General features: G+C 70.5%; 14 protein-coding genes. 8 read left to right on the top strand and 6 right to left on the bottom strand.

The genetic code is table 11. The annotated features are described in order from the left end of the window. Positions 1-4: 4 nt before the first annotated feature. From QTI17_RS17210 to QTI17_RS17190, 5 genes are all read right to left on the bottom strand, one after another. Positions 5-376: a hypothetical protein gene (locus QTI17_RS17210; protein WP_286534650.1), complete on the bottom strand. Its 372-nt coding sequence runs from the start codon at positions 374-376 to the stop codon at positions 5-7. Positions 377-470: 94 nt separating this feature from the next. Continuing rightward, positions 471-947 carry a glycine zipper 2TM domain-containing protein gene (locus QTI17_RS17205; protein WP_286534649.1) on the bottom strand — a complete coding sequence of 159 codons (477 nt, stop codon included), beginning with the start codon at positions 945-947 and terminating at the stop codon, positions 471-473. A 108-nt stretch (positions 948-1,055) separates the two neighbouring features. After that, positions 1,056-1,295 carry a hypothetical protein gene (locus QTI17_RS17200; protein WP_286534648.1) on the bottom strand — a complete coding sequence of 80 codons (240 nt, stop codon included), beginning with the start codon at positions 1,293-1,295 and terminating at the stop codon, positions 1,056-1,058. Continuing rightward, complete coding sequence (locus QTI17_RS17195; protein ID WP_286534647.1) at positions 1,285-1,782, bottom strand: GNAT family N-acetyltransferase; 498 nt, start codon at positions 1,780-1,782, stop codon at positions 1,285-1,287. The genes QTI17_RS17200 and QTI17_RS17195 overlap by 11 nt, the downstream gene beginning before the upstream one ends. Positions 1,783-2,236: 454 nt before the next feature. Further along, positions 2,237-3,400, bottom strand: a complete 1,164-nt coding sequence (locus QTI17_RS17190) for a citrate/2-methylcitrate synthase (RefSeq protein WP_286534646.1) — start codon at positions 3,398-3,400, stop codon at positions 2,237-2,239. A gap of 83 nt (positions 3,401-3,483) precedes the next feature. On the opposite strand from QTI17_RS17190, the gene QTI17_RS17185 reads away from it, so the two are divergent. The 6 genes from QTI17_RS17185 to QTI17_RS17160 all read left to right on the top strand — a co-directional run bounded on the left by QTI17_RS17185 (position 3,484) and on the right by QTI17_RS17160 (position 8,992). Then, on the top strand, positions 3,484-4,437 hold the full coding sequence (locus QTI17_RS17185; RefSeq protein WP_286534645.1) for a 2-hydroxyacid dehydrogenase: 954 nt from the start codon (positions 3,484-3,486) through the stop codon (positions 4,435-4,437). A 4-nt stretch (positions 4,438-4,441) separates the two neighbouring features. Then, positions 4,442-5,137: a fumarylacetoacetate hydrolase family protein gene (locus tag QTI17_RS17180; protein WP_286534644.1), complete on the top strand. Its 696-nt coding sequence runs from the start codon at positions 4,442-4,444 to the stop codon at positions 5,135-5,137. Positions 5,138-5,169: 32 nt separating this feature from the next. After that, entirely contained in the window at positions 5,170-5,925 is a 756-nt protein-coding gene (locus tag QTI17_RS17175) for an SDR family oxidoreductase (protein ID WP_286534910.1), read from the top strand. Positions 5,926-5,963: 38 nt separating this feature from the next. Beyond that, positions 5,964-6,941 carry a Bug family tripartite tricarboxylate transporter substrate binding protein gene (locus tag QTI17_RS17170; protein ID WP_286534643.1) on the top strand — a complete coding sequence of 326 codons (978 nt, stop codon included), beginning with the start codon at positions 5,964-5,966 and terminating at the stop codon, positions 6,939-6,941. A 100-nt stretch (positions 6,942-7,041) separates the two neighbouring features. Then, a complete protein-coding gene (locus tag QTI17_RS17165) occupies positions 7,042-8,178 on the top strand; it encodes a TIR domain-containing protein (protein ID WP_286534642.1) in 1,137 nt (378 codons plus the stop codon). A gap of 4 nt (positions 8,179-8,182) precedes the next feature. Then, positions 8,183-8,992 (top strand): N-acetylmuramoyl-L-alanine amidase family protein, encoded by an 810-nt coding sequence (locus tag QTI17_RS17160; protein ID WP_286534641.1) that lies wholly within the window; start codon positions 8,183-8,185, stop codon positions 8,990-8,992. On the opposite strand, the gene QTI17_RS17155 is transcribed toward QTI17_RS17160, so the two are convergent. After that, entirely contained in the window at positions 8,943-14,429 is a 5,487-nt protein-coding gene (locus QTI17_RS17155; RefSeq protein ID WP_286534640.1) for a DUF7379 domain-containing protein, read from the bottom strand. The genes QTI17_RS17160 and QTI17_RS17155 overlap by 50 nt on opposite strands. Positions 14,430-14,597: 168 nt before the next feature. On the opposite strand from QTI17_RS17155, the gene QTI17_RS17150 reads away from it, so the two are divergent. Further along, positions 14,598-16,556 (top strand): Kelch repeat-containing protein, encoded by a 1,959-nt coding sequence (locus QTI17_RS17150; RefSeq protein ID WP_286534639.1) that lies wholly within the window; start codon positions 14,598-14,600, stop codon positions 16,554-16,556. A gap of 100 nt (positions 16,557-16,656) precedes the next feature. After that, positions 16,657-17,997, top strand: coding sequence for an aryl-sulfate sulfotransferase (locus tag QTI17_RS17145; RefSeq protein ID WP_286534638.1), 1,341 nt, complete (start codon positions 16,657-16,659; stop codon positions 17,995-17,997). The last annotated feature ends 6 nt before the right edge of the window (positions 17,998-18,003 follow it).

The raw sequence follows: 18,003 nt of genomic DNA, 5'->3' as shown, positions 1-18,003 counted from the left end.
GCTGCTAGCCGCCGGTGCAAGCAACCGGCGTGGCGCGCCCCATGGCCCACGAGGTGCGTCCCTGCTCGATGAGCATCGTTTGGCGTCCGTTGGAGAACGTGGTCCCCGACTTTCCGATCGCGGGAAGATCGATGGCGGCCGCTCCGTCAACGGAGACCGAGGCGCTTTCTCCCATCAAGCGCACAGCCAGGCGTGTCCCATCGCAAACGTAGTTGCTGACGGGATAGGGATTGCCGACACCGATCGACGGACCGGGCGTCGGTTGCTGGCAGGCCGCCAGTGTCCAGATCGCAAACGTGCCGGCGATCGAACAAAGAATGCGTTGCCACTTGCCTCTCGCGATGTTCGCCACTTCGTTCGGCGGAGTGATGCTCATTGGCTGCGCAGTTCGCACGAAGGGCTCCTCGATTTCGATGGGATGAACCCTACACGCTCGGGCTGACAGCGTCCAGTTGGCGTTTCGCCAACTGCTAGTTCTTCTTGCTGCCCACCGGCTGCAGCGCGTCCCCCTTCAGCGTCACCGCTTGCCCGACCGGCGGCGCAGTGGTGCTCTTGACCGTGCGCATCGAGCCGTCCTGCATCCGCACGCTGACCTCGTAGGCCTGGCTGGTGTTTTTCTTCTTTTCGACCGTGTTGCCCGCGAAGGCGCCGGCGCCGGCGCCGGCCACGGTGGCGAGGGTCCGGCCCCTGCCGCTGCCGACCTGGTGGCCGAGCACGCCACCCACCACGCCGCCGGCCACGGCACCGACGCCAGAGGTCGGCTTCGTGCTTTCGAGCTTGCGCACGGATTCGACCTTGCCGCAGACGGAACAGGGCTTGGAAGGCGCCGCGGCAGGCGCCTGTTCCGCCCCCGAGGCCGGTGGCGCCACCAGCATGGCGGCGGCGAGCATGCAGATCGCTGGCACCGCGGCTGCAGCGTTCGGCCGTCTGGATGAAGTCGATGCCATGGCGGTCTCCCTTCGATCCCCCGATGCGAAGGCACCGGGCGCACTCTGAAGCATCGCCGATGCGCGGCGCCTGTCAATACGGAGTTCGTCCAGCGGGACGTGAAGAAGTCATTGGAACCAGCGAAGACCGGCCCAGAACCTGTCGCCAAGGCGAGCCGCGCCCATGCCGCAGGCGACGACCGCGACGGTGACGAGCATGCACACGGCGAAGATGCCGAGGGGCCATAGCCGGACACACAGGCCCAAGCCGACGACCAGGCCCAGCAGCGCGCCGCAGCAGAACCGCACTCTCTTCTCGAATGCGTCGGGCTGTCTGCCTGCGAGCACGGGGCCTGATTCAGTCTTCATGGGCAATGGCCGGGAGTTCATACCGCGCAAACGAAGTGCCCGCTATCTGAACGACGCTGTGCAGCGTGAAGCCGAAGCCTTCATAGAGGTTTCGCAGTCCCTGGCGGTCCGCGACGCAGTCCAGGCGAAGGTGCGCACATCCAAGCTGTCGAGCGCGCGATCTGGCATAGGAGAGCAGCTCGGTCGAAACCCCCTTCTTCGCCCACGCCCGCCGTACGGCGAGCTTGTGGACGAAGGCCGAGCTGCCCGGCAGAACCTCGGGCCAGAAGCAGGCGTCCTCCAACTCGAACTTCATGACGCCAGCCAGTTGCTCGCCATCGCGGGCCACGTGGAAGAGCCCGGCGCCCGTGTCTCGCAGAACGCGTTCATGGCTGGTCTCGGCTGTCGACCACAGCGCCCTGCCGCCGTTGGCGAGCCACTGTGCCGCCTCTTGCAGAACGAAGGCGATCATCGACGCATCGGAGAGGCGCGCTTGCTGGATTTTCATGGGTGGCGAGGAGAGTGAACGAGTGCCGTGGCGATGGTCCGGTGCTGGCCGGACTGTGCCATAGCGACGAAGACCGTCATCTGTTTCGAGGACGCCAGCGCCTGGACACAGGCGTACCTTGCGTCCAACGCGAAGGCTGCGCAGTGCAAACGTTCGACGACTGGCGCTTTGCGTGCAGGAGCGTGTCATGTGCCCTCGAGTATTTCGTCCCCTGGTGATCGCATGCCTGGTCATTGCGAGTTCCGGGTGTCAGCCGCAGAGGCCGGGCATCCACTCGCAAAACATGGGAAGCGTCCTTGCGGGATACGTGGAGCCGGCAGGAGCGGGCCCGGCTGGAGGGCGCCCCGTCAGCTACCTCGGCGACATGTTCTCGGGAGAGGAAGCGGCGCTGGCGTCCAAGCCTCCGGAGATTGAAGCGCCCACCTTCTGAGCGCGAACACGCTGATCCGCCGACCTACGCTTTCGCCTGCTGCGGAAGCTCGGGCACCGGGCCCACGTAGCGACCGCGCGGGCGGATCACCTGGGTCCCGCCCAGTTGCTCCAGGCTGTGGGCAAGCAGGCCGACGCTGCGCGCGGTGGCGAAGAGGCCGAAGGCCGCGTCGGCGGGCAGCCGATGGTGCGCGACCAGGGCCGCCAGGGCGACGTCGATGTTGGGCCGCAAGCCGGTCTCGCGCGTCACCTTCTCGATGAAGCGCGCGATCACCTTCGGCGGCTCGAACAAGGCCAGCAGGGCAGCGGCGCGCGGATCGCCTTCGGGATAGAGGTGGTGACCGAAGCCGGCCAAGGGCATGCCGGTCGACAGGTAGTGCGCCAGCACCTGGTCCTCGCCCAGCCGCTCCACTTCGCTGAACAGCGCCTGGACGCGGCCCGAGGCGTCGCCGTGCAAGGGGCCCGAGAGCGTGGTCAGTCCGGCCAGCAGGCAGGCCGGCAACGATGCGCCGGTCGACGCCGCGATGCGGGCGACGAAGGCCGAGCTGGTCAACTCGTGGTCGACCAGCAGCACCATGGCCGTGCGCAGCAGCTCGGCCACCCGCGGCGTCTGCTTCCAGCCCAGCGCGAAGCGCAGGTGCAGCGGCTGGCGCCCCGGCTGGGCGCCGAAAGCGTTGGCCAGCAGACCCACCAGGCCCTGGCCCTCGGTGTGCAGCACCCGCGTCAGCCGCCCGCGGATCGAGTGCCCGCTGGCCGCCAGGCCGGCCAGGGCGGTGAAGGCGGTCACCCGCCCGGGCTTGCCCGAACGCATCGGCGTGGCGCACGAGAGATCGGCGGGCTGCTCGGCGTCCCACAACAGTCGCGCCACGTCTTCGAGGTGGGCCGTCCGGGCCAGTTCCACCGCATCCTGGCCGCGGTAGTACGGGCGCTCGCGAAAGAACGCGCAGAGCGCGGTCGGGATGCTGGGCTCCGAGCCGAACAACGTGTTGGCGGCCAGGGTCTCGTGCTTGCGGCCGGCCTGCTTGCGCTTGGCCAGGGTGGCCACGTCCTCGGCGCGGTACAGGCTGCGGCGCGTGTCGGCCGGGTCGGGCGCGACCTCCAGCTTGCCGCGGCTGACGTAGGCGTAGAGGGTCTGAGGCCGTACGCCGAGGAGGCGACAGGCCTCGTCCATCGATATCCAGGAAGCCATGGTCGGAATGAAAAGGGTCTAAATATGTTGATTATATAAATCAATATTGACGCTGATATCAAGCATTAATTAGCATGACCGGCATGAACTCCCAGGTCCTGCAACTCAATCCGATCCTCATCCCCGCGATCAACGACAAGCTCGCATCGCGCTACACCGTCCACAAGTACTTCGAGGCCGCCGACGGCGAAGCCTGGCTGCGTGCCCATGGCGCTTCCGTCGACGCCGTGATCACCGGCGGCCACACCGGCATCTCGCGCGCCATGCTGGAACAGCTGCCCAGCCTCAAGGTGGTGGCGGTCAACGGTGTCGGCACCGACGCCGTCGACCTGGCCTACTGCCGCGCGCGCGGCCTGCCGGTCACGGCGACCCTGGGGGCGCTGACCGAGGACGTGGCAGACCTGGCCATCGGCCTGCTGATCGCCGCCTGCCGGAACCTGTGTGCCGGTGACCGCTTCGTGCGCGACGGCCAGTGGGAGCGCTTTCCCCAGCCGAGCGCCATCCCGCTGGCGCGCCGGTTCAGCGGCATGCGCGTGGGCATCGTCGGCATGGGCCGGGTGGGCCGCGCCGTCGCGGTGCGGGCCGCGGCCTTCGGCTGCCCGGTCAGCTACACCGACCTGCGTGCGATGGACGATGTGGCCCATCGCTTCGTGCCGAGGCTGGTGGATCTCGCGCGCGACGCCGACGCGCTGGTCCTGTGCGCGGCGGCGGACAAGGCCGAGGGCATCGTCGACGCGGCCGTGCTCGACGCCCTCGGCCCGTGCGGCTTCCTGGTCAATGTCGCACGCGGCCGGCTGGTCAACGAGGCCGACCTGGCGGCGGCGCTGACCGCCGGCCGCATCGCCGGTGCGGGCCTGGACGTGTTCGTCGACGAACCCCGCGTCCCGCTGGCGCTGCGCCAGTCCGAGCGCGTCACGCTCCAGGCCCACCGCGCCAGCGCCACCTGGGAGACCCGGACCGCCATGGCCGAGATGGTGCTCGACAGCATCGCCCAGGCGCTGGCGGGCGAGCGCCCGGCGATGAGCCTGACCACCTGATCCCATGACGGCATTCGTCTTTCCCGCACCCGCGCCGGTCACGCTGCCCGTGGCGGGCCGCGCGGCGCTGTTCCCCGTGGGCCGCGTGTTCTGCATCGGCCGCAACTACCGGTGGAGCCCCGACGAGCCGGCGAGGCCGGTGGAGATGCCCGCCTGGTTCATGAAGCCGGCCGGCGCGGTGGTGCCGGCGCAGGGCCTGCTGCCCTATCCCCCGGCCACCGGCGACTTCTGCCATGAGATCGAACTGGTGGTCGCCATCGGCCGCGGCGGCTTCGACATCGACCCGGCCGAGGTCGAGCGGCATCACGTCTGGGGCTATGCCGCAGGCCTGGACCTCACGCGGCGCGACCTCCAGCAGCAGGCCAAGCGCGCCGGCGGCCCCTGGGAGGCCGCCAAGGCCTTCGACCACTCGGCGCCCTGCACGCCGCTGGTGCCGGCGGCCGTCTGCGGCCATCCGCGGCAAGGCGCCGTGTGGCTCGCGGTCAACGGCATCGAACGCCAGCGCGCCGACCTGTCGGGCCTCTTGTGGCCGGTGGCCGACCTGGTGGCGATGTTGTCGCGCTCGGTGACGCTCGCGCCCGGCGACCTGGTCTACACCGGCACGCCCGCGGGCGTGGGCCCGCTGCAGCCGGGCGATGTCGTCAGCGGGGGCGTGGCGGACATCGGCCGCTTCTCCATGACCGTGGGCGACCGCGCCTGATCCAACCCACCCAGGAGTCTCCCTTGAACGCAATGACCCCCCAGAAGATCGCGCTGGTCACCGGCGCCGGCAGCGGCATCGGCCGCACCGTGGCGCTCGGCCTGCTCGACGATGGCTGGGCCGTCGTGCTAGCCGGCCGCCGCAGCGAGCCCTTGAATGCGCTGGCGGCCGAGGCCGAGGCGCGCGGCCAGACCGCCATGGCCGTGCCCACCGACGTGACCGAGCCTGACAGCGTGCAGGCGCTGTTCGACACCATCGAACGCCGCCTCGGCCGGCTGGACCTGCTGTTCAACAACGCCGGCGTCAACGCCCCGGCGGTGCCGATGGACGAGCTGCCCCTGGACAAGTGGTTCAGCGTGTTGAACACCAACGTGACGGGCGTGTTCCTGTGCGCGCGCGCGGCCTTCGGCCTGATGCGCCGCCAGCAGCCGCAGGGCGGGCGCATCATCAACAACGGTTCGGTGTCGGCGCACACGCCGCGCCCCTTCACCGCGCCGTACACCGCCAGCAAGCACGCGGTGTCGGGCCTGACCAAGGCGCTGGCGCTGGACGGCCGTGCATTCGGCATCGTCGCCAGCCAGATCGACATCGGCAATGCGCTGACCGAACTGTCCGAGCGCATGACGCGCGGCGTGCTGCAGGCCAACGGCACGGTCGCGCCCGAACCCATGATGGACGCGAAGCACGTGGCCGATGCGGTGCGCCACATCGCCGCACTGCCGCTCGGCGCCAACGTGCTGAACATGACCGTCATGGCCAGCGCCATGCCCTACGTCGGCCGCGGCTGAAAACCGGTTTTTCGATTCAACCCAAGAAGGAGACATCCATGCCACGCCCATCATCCCTGTTCAAGATCCTTGCCGTTTCGGCGACCCTGGCCGCGCTGCCGATCCTGGCATCGGCCCAGGCCTACCCGACCCATGCCATCCGTGTCATCGTGCCCGCTCCGCCGGGCGGCGCCATCGACACGATCGCCCGCGTCGTGGGCGACAAGATGGCGGCGTCGATGGGCCAGCCGGTGGTCATCGACAACCGGCCCGGCGCCTCCAACAACCTCGGCACCGAGGTGCTCGCCAAGGCGGCGCCCGACGGCTACACGATCGGCATCGTGGGCGGCAGCCACAACATCAACAAGTTCCTGTTCAAGAACCTGGGCTGGGACCCGGAGAAGAGCTTCGAGCCCATCGTCTACACCCACGTGGTGCCGCTGGTGTTCGCCATCTACCCGAAGATCCCGGCCAAGACGCTGCCCGAGTTCGTGGCCTGGATGAAGGCCAATCCAGAGCAGGCCAAGGTCGCCACCTCCGGCCGCGGCAGTGCCCAGGAGATGGCGGCCGAGATGTTCCGCATGGCGACCGGCGTGGACATGCTGCTGGTCCCGTACAAGGGCTCTTCCGCCGCCCAGCCGGACCTGCTGGGCGGCCGCACCGCGCTCTACATCGACACCATCAGCGCCATCCAGACGCAGGTGAAGGCCGGCAACGCCCGGGCGGTGGCGGTGTCGACCCGCAAGCGCGCAGCGACGCTGCCGGACGTGCCGACCGCGGAAGAGCAGGGGCTCAAGGGCTACGACGCCAACACCAACGGCGGCTTCCTGGCGCCGGCCGGCACGCCCAAGGCGATCGTCGACAAGCTCAACGCCGAGATCAATGCCGCGCTCAAGCTGCCCGACGTGCGCGCCAAGCTGGAGGCCGCCGGCATCGAGATCCAGGGCGGCACGCCGCAGGAGTACGCCGCGCTGATCCAGTCCGACCTCGCCAAATGGAGCAAGGTGGTCAAGGCGGCGGGCATCCAGCCGGAGTGAGCCTGCGGGGCGCGCGGCTCCCCGCTGCATACGCCGTCTGCCAGATTGTGCCGAGGGCCTGCCCTGCGCGAAGATGCGCGGCAGGCCACGAGAGGGGCACATGCCAGACGCAACGGAAGAGGTCTTCTTCAGCTATTCGCGCAGCGATGAAGCGCTCGTGCTGAAGATCGCCTCGGCCTTGCGGCGGGACGGGCGCCGCGTCTGGGTCGACCAGATCGACATCGCCAAGGGCGCGCGCTGGGACGACGAGGTCGAGAAGGCGCTGAAGGCCTCCTCCTGCCTGCTGGCCATCCTCTCGCCGGCCGCGGTCGCCTCGCAGAACGTGATGGACGAGGTCTCGTATGCCCTCGGCGAGAAGAAGAAGGTCATCCCTGTCCTGTCGAAGCAGTGCGACATTCCCTTCCGCCTCAAGCGCCTGCAGTTCGTCGACTTCACCGGTGACTACGACAAGGGCTATCGCGAGCTCTCGTCTGCACTCGACGGTGGCGCGGCTCCGCCTCGCAGGGACGATCGCGTGCCGCCCGGCCCATCCAGCCGCCGCACGCAGCAGGCCGTAATCGGAGGCGCTGTCGTGGTGGTGGCGGCGGTCGCGGGCTATGTCGTGCTCGGCCGTCCGACCCCGGCGCCCGCGCCTGCGCCTGCGCCGGTCGTCGTCGCCCCGCCGCCTCCCGCGGTGCAGCCTGCGCCTGTGGTGGTCAAGCGCGAGCCCGAGCCTGCGCCCGTGGCGCCAGCGGTGCAGCCTGCGCCGGTCGCGCCGCCGCCGGCGCCGCCACCGGTCGTTGCTGCAGCACCCGCCCCGGTGTTCGTGCCCCCGCCGGCGCCCGCGCCCATGAAGCAGGCCGTGGCCTCCGACCGCCAGCTCACCGATTTCGTGCACCGGTACATCAGCACCCAGAACCGTTCGAGCCCTTCCGAGCTGGTGGCCTTCTATGCCGACGAGGTCGAGTACTTCAACGAGAAGCACGCCACCAAGGCCTTCATCATGAAGGACCGCTTGAACTTCCAGCGTCGCTGGCCGGAGGTCGACAACCGGCTCGCCGGACCGATCGACATCGACCGGTCTTCAGGCGACGGAACGGCGGTGCTGTCGTACACGATCCGCTACGGGGTCCGCAGCCTGGAACGCGGCGACAGCAAGTCGGGCATGGCCCGCGACGAACTGCGGGTGCGTCCCGTCGATGGCCAGCTGCTGATCGTGGGCCAGCGCCAGAAGATCCTCAACGCGCAGGCGAACTGAGGCGATGCGCACCATCCGCCGTGCGTTGGCGTGGCTCTGGCCCCTGCTGCTGGCCGCGTCGCCCGCCGGAGCCTGCGACAGCGCCGGCTTCGCGATCGCCATCGATCCGGGGCACACCCGGGCCAACCCAGGAGCGACCAGCGCCCGCGGCGTGCCGGAGGTGCAATTCAACGCCCAACTGGCCGAGGTCGTGCTGCGCGAGCTGCGGCGCGCCGGTTTCGAGCAGTCCTTCCTGACGGTCGAGGACCAGGCCCCCATCACGCTGCCCGAGCGCGCCGCGCGGGCCGAGGCGCAGCATGCGCGCCTGTTCCTCTCGCTGCATCATGACTCGGTGCAGCCGCAGTACATGTCGGATTGGGTGTACGAGGGCCGGGCGCAGCGCTACAGCGACAGGTTCAGCGGCTACTCGCTGTTCGTGTCGGCCAAGAACGCCGATGAGGCCCGCAGCCTGCGAATGGCGCAGCTGCTCGGTGCCGAGTTCCGACGCCGCGCGCTGGCGCCCACGCTGCATCACGCGGAACCCATCGCCGGAGAGAACCGGCCCCTGGTCGATCCGGCGCTCGGCATCTACCGCTTCGACGACCTGGTGGTGCTGAAGCGGGCCTCGATGCCGGCGGTGCTGATCGAGGCCGGCTTGATCGTGAACCGGGCGGACGAGTTGCAGCTCGACAGCGCGTCGTTCCGGCAGACGCTCGCCGAGGCGATCACCGCGGCGGCCCGGCAGTTCTGCGACGAGGCGCCCGCCGCGCCGGCCGGCGTGGCCGTCAGGTCGAAGGCGTCTTCAGCCGCTCGAGCGTCGCCAGCAGCTCGGTGACCCGCTGGCGGACCGCCTCGGGCTGGTCCTTGCGCGACAGGCAGGGTTCGAGAACGAAGCGGGCCTGGTTCCAGACCGAATCCCACATGGGCGGCGACGGCACGCGCACCTTCAGGTCGCACAGCGTGGCGATGAGCCGGGGTGCGTCCTGGTCGAGGCGGCCGCGAACCAGCGACACCAGGATGTCGAGTTCGGTCTCGCCGACCACGGACCAGAAATCGGGCGCCTGCGCGACTGCCAGTTGCAGCGCATCGCGCACGTCCTGGATGCGCGCGTCCGCCAACTCGGGCGGCTTCTTGCTCAGCAGCGCCGCGCGGACCTCGGCGTCGAGGTAGTTCTTGGCCGCATAGAAGCGCTTCACACTGCCGCTCGCGCGGGCCGTGTCGTTGGCTTCGCGATAGTGCAGGCTGGCCTGCTTCAGCGCCGCCTTGGCATCGGCTTCCCGGCCCTGGATCGCCGACAGGGCGAGCGTCTTCCGCTTCCAGCCCGAGCCCAGCAGGGTCTGGCGTTCGTAGGTCCGCCCCACCGCCAGCACCTTCTCGAGCAGCATCAGACCTTCGTCGATCAGCGCGATGTCCCCGTTGGCCTCACCGAGGCGGGTGAGCAGATTGCCGAGTTGCTCGGCCGCCTTCAGCGAGGCCGTGCCGTCCTCGGATTCGACGGCCTTGCGGTACCAGTCGACCGCCTGCGTGCGGCGGCCGAGGTTCTCGTTCGCCCTGCCGAAAGCCTCCGCCACGATGCCGAGCCGGCCCCACATCGGGCCGAAGGCCTGCTCCAGGTAGAGCAGCTTGTCGCCAAGGCCCCGCGCGTCCGGCGACCGGTACTCGCCGTCGACCGCGATCTTCTCGAGCGCCAGTTCGAGCGACACCCTCGACGCCACGCCCGCGTACTCGTCCGACGGCGCGCGGCGGGGCGCCTGGGCACCCGCGTTGTCGCCGCGCCAGGTCCAGTCCGGGTCGCCATAGCACTGGTACGCGGCCCAGGTGTTGCCGTTGCGGTCGGTCTTCCAGGCGGCCTCGCGCGCGGCGCCGACGGCCTCGATGAAGCGCGCGTTCTCGAGCAGCCTGGCGTAGAAGGTGGTGGCGAAGGTCGCTGCCGCCTCGTCGTCCACGGCCCAGCCGGCTGCGATCACGCAGCGCACGCCGACCTTGATCAGCGCCTCCGCGATGTTGGCCGCGAACGCGGCGCGGTCGTACGGCTTCGGGGGCGTGAGCACGGTCGATGCGTCGCGGCCCGCGAGGTGGCAGCAGTTGAGGAACACCAGCTGCGGCACCACCCGCATCGCCTCGATCTCGTTCGCGCCCAGGTAGGTGTCGGTGCCCGACAGCACGACGCCGCCGTTCGGCCCGAAGGCGCCATGCCCGGCCACGTGCACGGCGCGGTAGGGCCGGTCGAACAGCGCATTCACCACCGCCTGCGCATTCGGCTGGTCGAGCGCCACCACGGCGCTGGTGGTTCCGGCGGCACTCGCGGATCGCAGGAGGTTGGCCACCGCGGTGGCTTCGCGGCGCGCGCCCTCGAGGCTGGGGTATGTCGTGGGATCGCATTGCGGCTCGCCCACCACCAGGATGGCGGCCTCGGGCGCGGCGTCGCGCGGCTTGGCACGGAAGTCGTCCAGCCGCAGCTTGCGCAGCAGCTTGGTGCGGATCGCCCAGGGCCGCTGGTCGTCGGAGCTCGGGTCGGGGTTGGAGTTGAGCAGCTCCCAGGGGATGCCGGCGGTCTTCGGTTCGAGCTCGATCACCATCTCGCTCTTGCCCCCGAGGAAGGGCTCCATCTCCACCGGCACCAGCAGGTTGAACAAGGTGCGGCCGATCGATGGATCGCGGTTGCCGTCGTTCGAGGCCGTGGCCACCATGTCACGCAGCAGGTTGCCCTGGGCGCGTTGGGCACGGACTTCGGTCCGCGCCCGCCGGGTGTCGAGGGTGTAGGCGATCACCGGGTTCGTGGCGTCGCCGGCCGGGGGCGCCTGCAGCGCACTGATGAGGTCGTAGCTGGCGCCGCGATAGCCCGAGTCGACCATCCGCGTCATGGCGCCGGCGCCGGACTCGACGTGGCCGACCACCTTCAGCCGATCGGGCGTTGCGGTCTGCTGCACGTGCAGCGCGCGCCACGCGTCGCCGGCCCGGTCGAGGAACAGCTCGACCACGAGCAGCCGGCTGAGCTGCGGCCAACCGCTCTTCTGCAGCCGCTGCCTGGCCTCGGCCGCGCCCAGCGCCACCGCGATCGCGGACCCGCCGGTCGTGATGCCCGTGCCGCCGCTGCCGATCAGCGTCGCAGCCAGTTCGAAGTCGGCCGGCGCGCCGCCCGGGTGCTCCGACAGGCGCTGGGCGTAGGCCAGCACCGCCTGGCGCACCGTGAACACCAGGTCCCTCGCCAGCAGCTTGCCCTCGGGCCCGAGCCCGCAGACGATCGCGGCGGCCGGGCTGGCCATGCGCTTCGGGTTCTCGGGGTCGCCGCGCCAGTTGCCGAAGATCTGGTGCGAGCCGACCAGGTCGGGATACAGGCCGGCATCGAGCCCCCGGCTCATGCCCTTGCCGACCAGCCGGTCGATCACGGCCTCGGCGCCGGTCAGCCGCATCGCGCTGTAGTGGCCGACCAGCAGCGCCGGCTGGACGAAGCGGATGTCGGCATTGAGCACCTGCACCTCGAGGGCCGTGGTGGGCGGCGGCCGCTGGTCCGCGGCCGACGAGGCGCCGAAGACATCGGCGTCGGACGACGGCGGCTGCGAACCGAGCAGGCCGCGCGACGGCCGGCTGCGCACCACCGCGGCCAGCGGCGCCGCGCCGGCGCCGCGGCTCGGCGCGGCGAAGGCATCGAGCTGCTTGGTCTTGCCGGTGGTCAGCAGTTCGACATACGCGGCCCATGCCTGCGACACGGCGGGCAGCTTGCCGTGCTCGGCATCGAGCTTCCAGGTGGGCACGCCCAGCTGCATCGCGCTTTCGTAGGTCACGCGGCCGTCGCCGGCGTCGGCCGAACCGGTGTATTCGAGGCCGACGCCGCCATCCAGCGCGTAGCCCGTGGGCGTGAACGGCGCCCGGCCCACCACCAGCACGATCTTCGACTTGGTGTCGCCGAGCGCGGCCACCTGGTCGTCGAGCTTGCGGCGCAGGCTGGTTGCCGCATCGAGCACCTGCTGCGGCGGCGCGCTCCAGTCGTACACGGCCTTCTGCGCTTCGAGCTGGTGCCAGGTGCTGCGGGCCGCCAGGGCGTCCTTGTCGGCCTTGACCAGCGCCTCCCATTTCTCGGCGCTGCCCAGGCCCCAGGCCGGGTCGAGCAGGCCCGCCTGCATCTCGAGCAGGCCCGGCATGCCGGCCATCATCCTGCGTGCCTCGCCGTTGTGGAACAGTGATCCGAAGGCGACCAGCGCATTGCCGAAGTTGTCGTCGCCCGAGAGGATCTGCATCGGTGCCCACGAGCCCCCGTTGGGCACGCCGAGCATCAGCAGGCGGGCGTCGGCATGGGCCATCAGGCGGTTCCAGGTCTTGGGCGACACGATCTGCATCGTGCGCGCCACCAGGCCGCCCATCGAATGCGCGACGATGCGCACCGGCTGCCCGCTGGCCGCGCGCGCATCGAGCTGGGCATCGACCGCGGCCGCCAGCCGCTTCGCCTCGTCCTCGATGGGGCGCCGCCAGTCGAAGGCGAAGGGGAACACGGCGTGGGTCTCGGCGAGACGATCGATCAGGCCCTCGTAGCTGCCCTTGACCGGGCCGTCGGGCTGGACGTTGTCGGCGGTCGCCGGGTCCCAGCGCAGCTGCAGCAGCCCGTTGAGGAAGGCGAAGCCCAGCCACACCCGCTTGTCGCCGACCTTGAGGTTCGAGCCGAGGATCCCAGGCAGCACGAACACCGCCGGGCGCGTGGGGTCGTTGGCCGGCACGCCGCCCCGGGTGCCCTCGGCGCTCTCGCCGCGCCACGACAGCGGACCGATGGCGGCGAAGGCCGGCGGCGCGTTCTCCAGCAGCGCACCGACGATGCCGTCGACGGTGGTCGGATTGGCGAAGTAGTTGAAGTGATTGACCTTGGCGCCGCGGTCGAGCAGGAAGCTGGCGCCGCCCGCCGCCGAGCCGGCGGCCCGCGGCACGCCGCCGTACATCGAGCCGGTCTGCACCACCAGGTCGTTGTCGGCCCAGTAGAACGCGTCGGCCATCAGGGTCTTGACCCAGGAGCCGATCGAGTCGCCCTGCATGTCACCGGCCACCACGCGCAGGTCGCCCGGGATCTGGACGCTGCCCATGTCGAGCCACTTCACGAGCGCGCTCTCGGGCATCATCGCCTCGATGCCGGGCAGCTGCGTCGGATCGGCGCGGCGGCGTGCGACCTCGTGCAGGAAGTCGACCAGCTCCGGCGCGACCGGCACGCTCGCCAGCTTCAGGCCCCACTGCAGCACCGACAGATAGGCATCGAGACGGCCGGACGCCAGCGTGGTGCCGCGGGCCGGGCAGGCCACGCGCACCATGCGCTCGACGCGCAGGCCCTTGACCTGCGCCTCGGCCACCAGCGCCTTCAGGTCCTGTCGCTCATCGCTGTAGGCGTCGGCGGCGAACAGCGCCAGTTCGTCGTCGCCCAGCGCGGCGCCGCCGCAGGCCCGCGCGAGCACCTCGGCCACCAGCCCGCCGCGCGAATGCGTCAGCAGGTGCAGCCGCGCGCCCGCGGGCAGCGCGCGCACCAGCGCCAGCGCGTTGCCGATCGGGCTCTTGCCCACCGTCGGATGGTCGAGCGCATAGACGCGGTTCTTGTAGCGGTCGAACAGCGTGCGCACCTTGTCCGGCTGCAGCCACAGCTTGCCGAAGGTGCTCACCGTGTCGACGAAGGTGCCATGCACCAGCACCAGCAGCGGGCCGCCGTCTTCCGCCGGCTCCACGGCGGCGGCGCGGATCGTGCCCTTCATGAGGGCTTCGGGCTGCCAGTCGGGCGGCAACTTGTAGACCCCCTCGACGACCTTGCCATCGATCTTCTTCGTGACCATCGAGGCCACCAGCGTCGCCGCGTCGGCCTGGAACCCGGTGAGCACCTTGAAGGCCGAGAGCGCGACCTCGCCCATCCAGCCGCGTGTCGCGCTGCGGCTGGCGGCGGCTTCGAGGCCGGGCCAGCCCAGCTGCGCCTTGACGACCAGCGCGCCCGCATCCGTGGTCTCGACTGCGCCGCGGGTGCCGGCGGGCGCCTGCGCGCGCAGCAGGTCGGCCGCGCTCTGGGGGCTCAGCACCAGCGTCGGACCGTTGATGACGGTGAGTTCGACCACGTCCTCGCCGTCGCGCGCGACCACGCTGGCCATGTCGTCCTCGCCGCGTGTCGCGCCGATGCCGGGCACGGCCGTGGGCGCCACCGGCACCGCACCGCGCGAGGTGGTCGAGGCCGCCCGGTCGGCCGCCATGCCCGAATCGGCCTTCAGCAAGCGATTGGGAACGACGAAGGTGATGTTCCTGACGGCATCGGCCAATGAGAACTCCTTGCGGCCATCCGGCGCAACGGCGGGTGGGCGAGGCAGTATGTCGTCGAAGCCGGCGCGGGGCAATTATTGCGGGAGGCCTATGCCTTGGACGTGACCCGTGACAGGCCGATGCGCCCGCATGCATACTGCGAACCCTTCGTCGTTGAGGGGATCGGCATGCAGACGACATCTTGGTCCGCTGGCTTGCGCCTGCTGGCATGGGGTCTGGGCATCCTGGCGCTGCTGGGCCTGCATGCATGTGGCGGCGATGGCGGCAGCGGTTTCTTCGTCCCCGGCGTTGCCACGCCTCCCGCCGGCCTGCACTACCAGCGCAATGCCGTGGTCTACGCCCTGGGCCGGGAGATCCGTCCGAACGCCCCGAGCAGCAGTGGCGGGAAAATCCTTCGCTACGCCGTTCGCCCCGCATTGCCCGACGGGCTCCAGATCGACCCGACCAGCGGCGTCATCAGCGGCACGCCGCAGGCGGTCGCGGCCCCTGCGCTGTACACCGTCACCGGCAGCAACTTCGCGGGCGCGGTCACGACCGGCCTGCTGATCGCGGTCAGGTCCAGGACGGAGCCCCCTGTGAACCTGAGCTACGAGAACCAGAACGCGATCTACGTCATCGGCGTGCCGATCCCGCCGAACCATCCCTCGGTGGATGGCGGCGACGTCGGCAGCTTCACGGTGCAGCCGGGGCTTCCCGACGGCCTGGTGATCGACTCCGTCACCGGCGTCATCTCCGGCACGCCCAGCCGGCTCGCCGCCTCGGCCAGCTTCACCGTGACCGCCGCCAACAGCGCCGGTTCGAGCAGCGCCGTGCTGCAGATCGAGGTCAGCAGCCCGCCGAGCAGGGGACCCAGCCTGCTGGTCTACCAGCAACCGAAGGCCGTGTACGCTGCGGGCCGGCCGGTCATGCCCAATCTGCCGCACAGCGTCGGCGGCCCCATCGATGCCTTCGCCGTGTCGCCGGCGCTGCCGACGGGCCTGAGCATCGATGCCTCCGACGGCGTGCTCTCGGGCACGCCGCAAGAGGTCAGCGCTGCCGCCGACTACACGGTGACCGGCAGCAATGCGGCGGGAACGGCCTCCGCGACGCTGAACATCGAGGTGGTGCCCGCCGGCACGGGCGTGCCGACCGGCCCCATGAGCGTTGCGCGCGCCCATCCGACGGCCAGCCTGCTCGCGCTGGGCCTGGTGCTGATCGCGGGCGGCAACGACGACACCCATACGCTGGCATCGGCGGCGCTCTACACCCCCGGCACCCGCTCGTGGGCGTCGACGGGCTCGATGAGCACCGCGCGCTATTTCCAGACCGCGACGCTGCTGCCGGACGGCCGGGTGCTGGTCGCGGGGGGCGAGGATCTCAACGGCGTGTTCCACGCCTCGGCGGAGATCTACGACGTCGCCACCCGCCAGTGGTCGCCGACCGGCGCCATGGGCGTGGCGCGCAGCGGCCACACCGCCACCCTGTTGCCGACCGGCCAGGTGCTGGTGGCGGGCGGAACCAACGGCGGCTTTCTCGCGACCGCGGAGCTCTACGATCCCGCCACCGGCCGGTGGACGCCGACCGGCACCATGAACACCGCCCGCAGCGTGTTCACCGCCACGCCGCTGGCGGACGGCCGCGTGCTCGTCGCCGGAGGCATCGGCGGCGGCCCGCTCGCCGCGGCGGAACTGTACGACGCGGCCAACGGCCGCTGGACGACCACCGGGTCGATGCTCGCGGCCCGGCTGACGCACACCGCCGTGCTGCTTCCCGATGGGAAGGTCCTGGTGGCTGGCGGCAACGGCGGCGCCGCCGGCGGCGGCTCGCTGGCGAGCGCGGAGCGCTACGACCCCGCCACCGGCGCCTGGTCGGCCACCGGCGCAATGAGCACCGGGCGCACCGCCGCCACCGCGACCTTGCTGCCCGAGGGCCAGGTGCTGGTGACAGGGGGCTACGACAGCAGCGGCCGCGCGCAGGCTTCGACGGAGCTCTACGACCCCGCCAGCGGCCAGTGGAAGGGCACCGGCGCCATGCGCGACGCACGCTACTTCCACACCGCCACCCTGCTGCCCGATGGCAACGTGCTGCTCGCCGGAGGCACCAACGATGTCGAGGCGCTGGCCACCACGGAGTTGCACGTGCCGTAGCGCCGTCCACGCGCTCGTCCGTGTCAAGCCGCCGATGGGGGATGCATGCGCCCCTCGGCGGGCTAGTCTGGGCGCTTTCGGGCCCGAGCGAGGTCGAGCAATGAAGCTGATCCTGTGCACTGCCATCGCGTTGACTCTCGCCGGCTGCGGAGGCGGCGGCGGCGGGGGCGGCATCCCGGCGGTCGCTCCGGCCTCGGCGCCCGCCGCCGCCAGTCCGGTCGTGGCCGATGCGGCGACCGTCGTCGCCGTGCGCCCGGGTGTCTCGCCCTTCATCGCCTTCGTCGACCTGCGCGTGGCTGCCGGCGAAGTGCTGAGCTCGGCCCACTACCGCATCGAGCCCAAGCCAGGCAGCGTCTCGCGCCCGGTCGATGTCGACTACGCGGCGTCCTATCTGAGCGGTCGTGGCTATGCGGCCAGCCTCGGGAGCAGCGGCAGCACGGTGACGGTCCCGGTGTTCGGGCTCTATGCCGACTACCAGAACCTGGTCGACATCGAACTGCAGTTTGCCGATGGCGACGTGGAGCCGATCCAGGCCAAGGTCGACACGGCCGCATACACCGACCCGAACGGCATCTACGACCGCCCCGTCATCCTGAAGGCGCGAACGGCGGGCGCTGCGCTCGGCTTCGACTTCTTCTACATGAAGTCCGCGCTGGGCAGCCCGGTGGTGGTCGACACCGACGGCCAGATGCGTTGGGTGGTGCCGGCAACGATGTCGTCGGTCAGCTCGACGCTCCACGGCAACGGCTTCGTCATCGGCGACCCGCAGGCGCCCCGGGTGCGGCGCCTCGAATTCGACGGCACGACGCGCGACACCGCCCTGCAAGCGCCGGACGTTACCAACTTCCACCACAACATCGATCCCGGCAAGGTCGGCTTGCTGGGCGAAGTGGATGCCATCCGCAACGGCGTGCAGGCCATCGAGAGCGCGCTCGTCGAGTTCGACCCGGACACCGGCGCCCTGATCAAGACCTGGGACCTCGGCGACACGCTGTCGCGCGCCATGCAGGCAGCGGGCGACGACCCGGCCGCGTTCGTGCGACCCGGCGTCGACTGGTTCCACATGAACGCCGCGACTTACGACCCGAGGGACGATTCGGTGATCGTGTCGAGCCGGGAGAACTTCGTCCTCAAGATCGACTACGCCAGCGGCGACCTGCTGTGGATCCTCGGCGATCCGGCCAAGTACTGGCACACGTTCCCCTCGCTGGAGGCCAGGAGCCTGACGCTCGGGTCCGGCGGGCTCTACCCGATCGGGCAGCACGCGGTGTCGATCGCGCACGACGGTTCGCTGATGCTGATGAACGACGGCCTGGCATCGGTCAACCAGCCCGCCGGTGCGCCGGCCGGCGAGGCTCGCGGCTACAGCGCCGTGTCGGCCTACACGATCGATGCGGCGGGGCGCGGCGCGACCGAGGCCACGCGCTTCGATTTCCAGTGATGCAAA

Source organism: Variovorax sp. J31P179 (genome assembly GCF_030316985.1).
GTDB lineage: Bacteria > Pseudomonadota > Gammaproteobacteria > Burkholderiales > Burkholderiaceae_C > Variovorax > Variovorax ginsengisoli_B.
The sequence above is the reverse complement of the archived record's forward strand: the minus strand, read 5'-3'. Positions and strand labels throughout refer to the sequence as shown.

Coding starts and splice junctions, on each gene's coding strand:
- QTI17_RS17210 (WP_286534650.1), bottom strand. CDS start 376: ATGAGCATCACTCCGCCGAACGAAGTGGCGAACATCGCGAGAGGCAAG.
- QTI17_RS17205 (WP_286534649.1), bottom strand. CDS start 947: ATGGCATCGACTTCATCCAGACGGCCGAACGCTGCAGCCGCGGTGCCA.
- QTI17_RS17200 (WP_286534648.1), bottom strand. CDS start 1,295: ATGAAGACTGAATCAGGCCCCGTGCTCGCAGGCAGACAGCCCGACGCA.
- QTI17_RS17195 (WP_286534647.1), bottom strand. CDS start 1,782: ATGAAAATCCAGCAAGCGCGCCTCTCCGATGCGTCGATGATCGCCTTC.
- QTI17_RS17190 (WP_286534646.1), bottom strand. CDS start 3,400: ATGGCTTCCTGGATATCGATGGACGAGGCCTGTCGCCTCCTCGGCGTA.
- QTI17_RS17185 (WP_286534645.1), top strand. CDS start 3,484: ATGAACTCCCAGGTCCTGCAACTCAATCCGATCCTCATCCCCGCGATC.
- QTI17_RS17180 (WP_286534644.1), top strand. CDS start 4,442: ATGACGGCATTCGTCTTTCCCGCACCCGCGCCGGTCACGCTGCCCGTG.
- QTI17_RS17175 (WP_286534910.1), top strand. CDS start 5,170: ATGACCCCCCAGAAGATCGCGCTGGTCACCGGCGCCGGCAGCGGCATC.
- QTI17_RS17170 (WP_286534643.1), top strand. CDS start 5,964: ATGCCACGCCCATCATCCCTGTTCAAGATCCTTGCCGTTTCGGCGACC.
- QTI17_RS17165 (WP_286534642.1), top strand. CDS start 7,042: ATGCCAGACGCAACGGAAGAGGTCTTCTTCAGCTATTCGCGCAGCGAT.
- QTI17_RS17160 (WP_286534641.1), top strand. CDS start 8,183: ATGCGCACCATCCGCCGTGCGTTGGCGTGGCTCTGGCCCCTGCTGCTG.
- QTI17_RS17150 (WP_286534639.1), top strand. CDS start 14,598: ATGCAGACGACATCTTGGTCCGCTGGCTTGCGCCTGCTGGCATGGGGT.
- QTI17_RS17145 (WP_286534638.1), top strand. CDS start 16,657: ATGAAGCTGATCCTGTGCACTGCCATCGCGTTGACTCTCGCCGGCTGC.